This is a genomic window from Deltaproteobacteria bacterium CG11_big_fil_rev_8_21_14_0_20_42_23, assembly GCA_002796345.1.
In the GTDB taxonomy this organism is placed as follows: domain Bacteria; phylum UBA10199; class UBA10199; order 2-02-FULL-44-16; family 2-02-FULL-44-16; genus 1-14-0-20-42-23.
On record PCXC01000028.1, the window covers coordinates 53,638 to 59,972 of the forward strand.

General features: G+C 41.7%; 7 protein-coding genes and 1 tRNA gene. 7 read left to right on the forward strand and 1 reads right to left on the reverse strand.

Going from position 1 to position 6,335, the window contains the following annotated elements:
• On the reverse strand, nt 1-1,593 hold the full coding sequence (locus COV43_03095; protein ID PIR25986.1) for an L-aspartate oxidase: 1,593 nt from the start codon (nt 1,591-1,593) through the stop codon (nt 1-3).
• A gap of 79 nt (nt 1,594-1,672) precedes the next feature.
• On the opposite strand from COV43_03095, the gene pgsA reads away from it, so the two are divergent.
• The 7 genes from pgsA to COV43_03130 all read left to right on the forward strand — a co-directional run.
• On the forward strand, nt 1,673-2,278 hold the full coding sequence (pgsA, locus tag COV43_03100) for a CDP-diacylglycerol--glycerol-3-phosphate 3-phosphatidyltransferase (protein PIR25987.1): 606 nt from the start codon (nt 1,673-1,675) through the stop codon (nt 2,276-2,278).
• 56 nt (nt 2,279-2,334) lie between these two features.
• Nucleotides 2,335-2,409, forward strand: a tRNA-Gly gene (locus COV43_03105).
• Nucleotides 2,377-4,176 carry a 30S ribosomal protein S1 gene (locus COV43_03110; GenBank protein PIR25988.1) on the forward strand — a complete coding sequence of 600 codons (1,800 nt, stop codon included), beginning with the start codon at nt 2,377-2,379 and terminating at the stop codon, nt 4,174-4,176. The genes COV43_03105 and COV43_03110 overlap by 33 nt, the downstream gene beginning before the upstream one ends.
• Nucleotides 4,177-4,200: 24 nt before the next feature.
• The gene (gene sppA, locus COV43_03115; GenBank protein PIR25989.1) at nt 4,201-5,097 is read left to right on the forward strand and encodes a signal peptide peptidase SppA; all 897 of its coding nucleotides are present in this window, start codon (nt 4,201-4,203) and stop codon (nt 5,095-5,097) included.
• A 25-nt stretch (nt 5,098-5,122) separates the two neighbouring features.
• A complete protein-coding gene (locus COV43_03120; protein PIR25990.1) occupies nt 5,123-5,407 on the forward strand; it encodes an integration host factor subunit beta in 285 nt (94 codons plus the stop codon).
• Nucleotides 5,397-5,888 (forward strand): HIT family hydrolase, encoded by a 492-nt coding sequence (locus COV43_03125; protein ID PIR25991.1) that lies wholly within the window; start codon nt 5,397-5,399, stop codon nt 5,886-5,888. Before COV43_03120 ends, COV43_03125 begins: the two co-directional genes overlap by 11 nt.
• Nucleotides 5,889-5,977: 89 nt before the next feature.
• Nucleotides 5,978-6,335: hypothetical protein (locus COV43_03130; protein PIR25992.1), on the forward strand; the 358-nt coding region annotated here is incomplete at its 3' end.

Sequence of the window (6,335 nt, forward strand, 5' to 3'; positions counted from 1 at the left end):
TCACTTTTTCCGAGGAGCTCTTTGCAATACCGTATCTTTTTTCTCAGACTCTCTTTTTTCGGGATAGTCGAGATTGAAGTGTAACCCGCGCGATTCTTTTCGCTGGCATGCAGAACGAATAATTAAATCGGCAACAAGGGCAAGGTTTCTCAGTTCGATAAGATTGTTGGTAAGTTTAAAATTCCAATAGTACTCTCTGATTTCTTCACGCAACAAATTGATACGTTTTTTTGCACGGTCGAGACGTTTGTTTGATCTTACGATACCAACATAATTCCACATGAGTCGTCTGACTTCATCCCAATTTTGAGTGATCACCACTTCTTCATCGTTATCGCTTGTGCCTTCGCTATTCCAGTCGGGAATGGGAAAGGTTTCCATTTTTACTTCTTGAACGAAGCTTATACTTTTTTGCGCTGCAAAGTGAGACACAACAGCACCTTCAAGAAGAGAGTTCGAGGCTAGCCTGTTTGCTCCATGCATTCCAGTGCACGCCACTTCGCCGCATGCGTAAAGCCCAGCAACATCAGTTTCGCCGTGGATGTTGGTCACAACGCCGCCGCAAAAATAATGTGCAGCAGGAACAACAGGCAGAGGACTGTGACAAGGATCAAAACCAAAACCCTTGCAAGTAGCGTAAATAGTGGGGAAGCGGTCTTTTATTTTTTTTGCCTTCAAGTGAGTGAGGTCTAAATAAACGCACTCATCTCCACTTTTTTTCATTTCAAAATCGATAGCTCTGGCCACGATATCACGCGTTGCAAGCTCGGCGCGAGGATCATGATCTTTCATAAATAAAGTACCGTCTTTGCGACGAAGTAATGCGCCTTCACCACGGAGGGCTTCGGAAAGCAAAAACGATTTTGCTTGAGGATGGAAAAGACAAGTAGGGTGAAACTGAACGAACTCCAAATTGGCAACTCTGCAGCCAAGCCGATAGGCCATCGCAATGCCGTCGCCAGACGCTACATCAGGATTGCTGGTGTAGACATACACTTTTCCAGCACCACCAGTGGAAAGCAGAGTGACATGAGATTGAAACGTAATGATTTCATTTGTTGCAATATCGAGAATGTACGCGCCAATGCATCGCCTTGGTTTGGAACTCAATTTTTTGTTGGTGATGAGATCGATGGCAATATGATGTTCAAAAAGAGTGATGTTCTCAGTATTTTTTACTTGTGAAATTAAAGCATCTTGAATGCTTCTTCCGGTTGCATCTTGTGTATGAAGAATTCTTTTTTGTGAATGACCACCTTCTCGTGTTGTGGTGAGATGCTTTCCTTTTTTCGCAAACTTCACACCGTATTTCCCAAGCTCTGCAATGTCTTCTGGCGCGTGCTTTACTATTGCTTCAACAACGTCTTTCTTGCAGAGGTCATCGCCCGCAGACAACGTATCTTCAATGTGTTGCTCGAAGCTATCACTTGTTTCTGTAACGGAAGCAATTCCACCTTGTGCGAAGTATGTATTGCAATCTCTGAGCCCTCGCTTGGTGACGATGGCAACTCTTCCGAAAGGCGCAACTTTGAGTGCATACGATAAGCCCGCGATGCCGCTGCCAATAACAAGATAGTCGAATTGATTCATCATGCGAGAGGCTCTTAAAAGAAACAGCAAAAAGATACAATCGTTTTGACAAAATATATTTTGCAGTTCATACACAGGCGATATGATCACACGACTAAAACAACCTGGCATTTTGAATTGGCCAAATCTTATCACCATGGGGCGCCTCGTGGCGGTTCCTATTTTGCTGATTGTCATGCTGTTTCTGAAACCAGAGCCAAGCACCATGAAGTCGAATGCGTTTATTTCGCTTTTTAGTGCAGTTCTTTTTGCGGCGGCAATGCTCTCTGATATGCTTGATGGCTATCTTGCCCGTCGGTACAAAATCATGAGCAATTTTGGTTCCTTTCTCGATCCCCTTGCCGATAAGCTTCTTTTTCTTACCGGCATGGTGATGTTTATCGAAGTTCACCGTCTGCCGGCGTGGCTTGTGGTGTTGTTTTTATTGCGCGAAGTAACCGTGACGGGTTTACGCAGTGTTGCCATCGATAAGGGCGTGGTGATTGCAGCCTCAAAATGGGGAAAATATAAATCCGCTTGTATTTCTGCATCTATGATTTCCTTGCTCTTGTATTATCCTTTTTTCGGCATTGCCTGGAAGCACATTGGCTGGTTCTTTTTGTGGCCGGCTTTGGCCTTAAGCCTCATCTCGGGTTTTGATTATTGCTGGGGTTTTTATGCCGGAATGAAGTCCCAATCAAAATCTTGACAAGCTTTTACGGGAAGGATAAGAAGCGCAACTTCGTTGTTCTGCAAAAAAAATATGCGGGAGTGGCTCAGGGGTAGAGCGTCACGTTGCCAACGTGAATGTCGCGAGTTCGAATCTCGTCTCCCGCTCAAAAAAAACATCCGAAAGGATGTTTTTTTGTTTCCTCTCATACACCACTGGCTGGTTCATCCCAACTACCTGATTCTCAAAAACTTTTTCTCCTTTTTTCTTTGACAAATGAAAGTCATGAAACTAAGTTGCGCACACTTTTTCTCTCTTGGCTAAGTAGCCAAAATTCAAAGGGAAATTGGCCGGAGGATATTATGTGTGCAGTAGCAATAGAACCAAATGAACAACAAAAAAGCTCAGAATTTGCAAAGTTGTTCGAAGAAAGTACCAAAACAACCGAACTCAAAGAGGGTGAGGTAGTAAAGGGTAAAGTGGTCGCGATTACTCGTGACTCGGTAGTAGTAGATGTAGGCTTTAAGTCTGAAGGACGTATCTCTATAGATGAATTTCTAGGAGCTCACGGCAAGATTAAAGCAGAAGTTGGTTCAGATGTAGAAGTGCTTATTGAAGAGTTTGAGGACGAAGACGGTCTTTTAGCCCTATCAAAAGAAAAAGCTGACGCCCTTAAAACGTGGGATAGGCTTGAAGAAGTTGCAGAGAAAAACCAAGAAATCGAAGGAACCATTATCTCAAAAGTAAAAGGTGGATTGTCAGTAGATATCGGCATCAGAGCCTTCCTTCCTGGTTCACAGATTGATCTTAGACCCATCAGAAATCTCGACAAATTTATTGGCGAAACCTGTGCGTTTAAAATTATTAAACTCAACAAACGTCGTGGCAATGTAGTGCTTTCACGCAAAGCGGTTCTTGAAAAAGAACGCGAATCACTTCGCAAAGAAACCTTGGCTACTATTCAAGAAGGCCAAGTGTTTGACGGCATCGTGAAAAACGTAACTGACTACGGTGTGTTCGTAGACCTTGGTGGTATCGATGGTCTTCTTCACATTACCGATATGTCTTGGGGCAGAATCAACCATCCTTCAGAAATGTACAAACTTGGCGATGACATCCGTGTTGTAGTGCTTAAGTTTGATGCTGAAGGTGAAAAAGTTTCACTTGGATTGAAACAACTTTCTGAAGATCCTTGGGGCGATGTTGAAGGCAGATTCCCAGTTGGTTCAAAAGTAAGTGGAAAAGTAGTAAGCCTTGCAGACTACGGTGCCTTTATTTCTCTTGCCGATGGAGTTGAAGGTTTGATTCACATTTCAGAAATGAGCTGGAGCAAAAAAATTAAGCATCCTTCAAAAATCTTGAATGCTGGCGAAGAAGTTGAAGCCATTGTTCTTGATATCGACAAAGAAACTCGTCGTATTTCTTTGGGCTTGAAACAAATCATGGCGAATCCTTGGGATGAACTTGAAAACAATTTCTCGCTTGGAACAAAATTGAAAGCTACTGTTCGCAACATTACAGATTTTGGTTTGTTTGTTGATGTTGGTGCAGACATCGATGGTTTGGTGCACATTTCAGATTTAACGTGGGTTCAAAACTTTGCAACGCCTGCAGAAAAATTCAACAAAGGTGACGAGTTTGAAGTGATCGTTCTTCAGATCGATCCTGAAAATGAACGCTTCTCATTGGGCTTGAAACAATTGCAAGACGATGCTTGGGATATCATCAACAAAAAATATAAACTTGGAACAGAAGCTGCTGGAAAAATTGTAGCAAAAAATGAACTTGGCGCTATTGTTGAACTTGAAAAAGGTGTACAAGGTTTAGTTCCTGCAGATAAACTTTCTGCTGATGCTAATGTTGGCGATGAACTTCAATTGCGTGTTTCTAAAACAGAACCAAATGAACGTTCGTTTCAGCTTGAACCACAAGCATAAACGCAAGTGAGATAAGGGGAGACAGTGAAAATTGGTCGTATCCTTATTATTGTAATGTTGTGTCTCATTGTTATTGGGGGCGCATTTTCGGTAGGATCTGCAGTGTCTTTCTTTGCGCTGAGCTCAAATGAAGATGAACTGTATTTCTTAAATAAAGGAAATGTTGCCCTCATTTCAATTGAGGGGGAAATTTTTACTTCCGAAAAAATTATCGAAGAGTTGCGGCTTGCAAAAAGAGATCCTTCCATAAAAGCAGTTTTACTTCGTCTTAATTCTCCAGGTGGAGCAGTTGGGCCGTCGCAAGAAATTTTGGAAGCTGTAAAAGATGTGAAAACGGTAAAACCTGTGCTGGCCTCAATGGCTGCTATAGCGGCATCTGGTGCATATTACATTGCGTGTGGAGCTACAAAAATTATTGCAAATCCGGGAACCATTACCGGTTCCATCGGCGTGATTATGACACACTTTGAAGTAGGAAATTTACTTAAGTGGGCAAAGGTTTCTCAAGAGACAATCAAAAGTGGAGAATACAAAAATTTATTTCCGCTCGATAGAAAACTAAACGTAAAAGAGCGAAAATTCTTACAGTCCATTATTTTAGAAATTTATGAACAGTTCAAAAATGATGTCGCTGAGCTTCGTCATCTTGATCCAAACTTTGTAGCAAGTGTTGCAGATGGTCGAATTTTCACCGGAGTAAAAGCTAAAGAGCTTGGTCTTATCGATGAAATTGGTGGCTATTCAAAAGCAACAGAAATGATAAAAGAAATGGCGGGAATAAAAGGCGAAGTGCAGTTCAAAGAAAAAAAGGAACGCCAAAGTTTTTTCCGATCGTTTGTTGAAGAAGCAAAGTTAGCCACAAAAGAAGCGAGCAGTGTTTTTGGAAGTGATGTGTACATTCCTATGTTTCAGAGTTTCTAAAATCCCATCCATTGAAGGAGGAGTTTTGAATAAGAGTGATTTAATTGAAATTATTACCACGAAACTAAATAATCTTTCAGCGCGTGATGTTGAAGTGATCATCAACACGATTTTTGATAGCATGACACAAGAATTGCAAACCGGTGGTCGTATCGAAATTAGAGGTTTTGGCAGCTTCGAAGTGCGTACTCGAAATCCTCGCACGGGCAGAAACCCTAAAACAGGCGCAACGGTAAAAGTAACAGAACGTCGTGTTCCCTTTTTCAAAGTGGGAAAAGAACTTCGTGAGAGAGTGAATAATGGCGCATAGTATAATAGCTCCGTGGAGAATGGACTTTATACAACGTGCACATGATGGGCTAGAGGGGGAATGTGTTTTTTGCGCTTCCCAAAAAGCCAGTGACGCACGTGAAGCGTTGGTGCTTTACAAAGGCAAATCAGTTTTTGTGGTGATGAACAAATACCCTTACACCAATGGTCACCTTCTTATTATTCCCAACCGACATCTTGCCGAATTAAGTGAACTCAACGCTGACGAACAGCAAGAAATCTTGAGCCTCTCTGCAAAATCTATCGAAATCTTAAGGGAAAACTTTAAGGCTGCAGGATTTAACTGTGGTTTCAATTTTGGTCGTGCAGCTGGAGCTGGTATTTTGGATCACCTTCATTTTCACATTGTTCCGCGTTGGGTGGGCGACACCAATTTTCTGCCGGTTTTAAGTGATATCAGAACCATGCCAGAATATCTTCACGATACTTACGACAGATTACTTCCTGCTTTTCAAAAGTAAGTCCTTGTTTTTCATCCTAAAACTTTGCACAATGAAACAGCTTTTGTGATCAGAAAAGAATAATAACTTGTTCTTCACGTGGAGGTTTTATGTTGCGATTTATTTTTGTAGTTCTTCTCACTGCACTTTTCTTTTTTCTCCTCGACTTCATCTACTGCAATTTAAACGACGCCGTGTTTGGGTATCAGCTTGTGTTTAGCTTCGGCATTCCAAAAGTGCTTCTGTATGAATCCGTTCCTCTCCCATTGGGATTTGTACTGCTGGTAAGCTTTTGCGCCGGCATGCTGGCAGTTGCATTTCTAGAAGCTGTTCCATGTTTCTACAAAACCTTGGAAGTGCGCTCAAAAAATAAAAAGATTCGAAAACTCGAAAAAGAAATCAAAAATTTGAAAGAAGAATCAAAAAAGCAACATGATGGGGATACTGATAAAACGTTGATGGGACTTT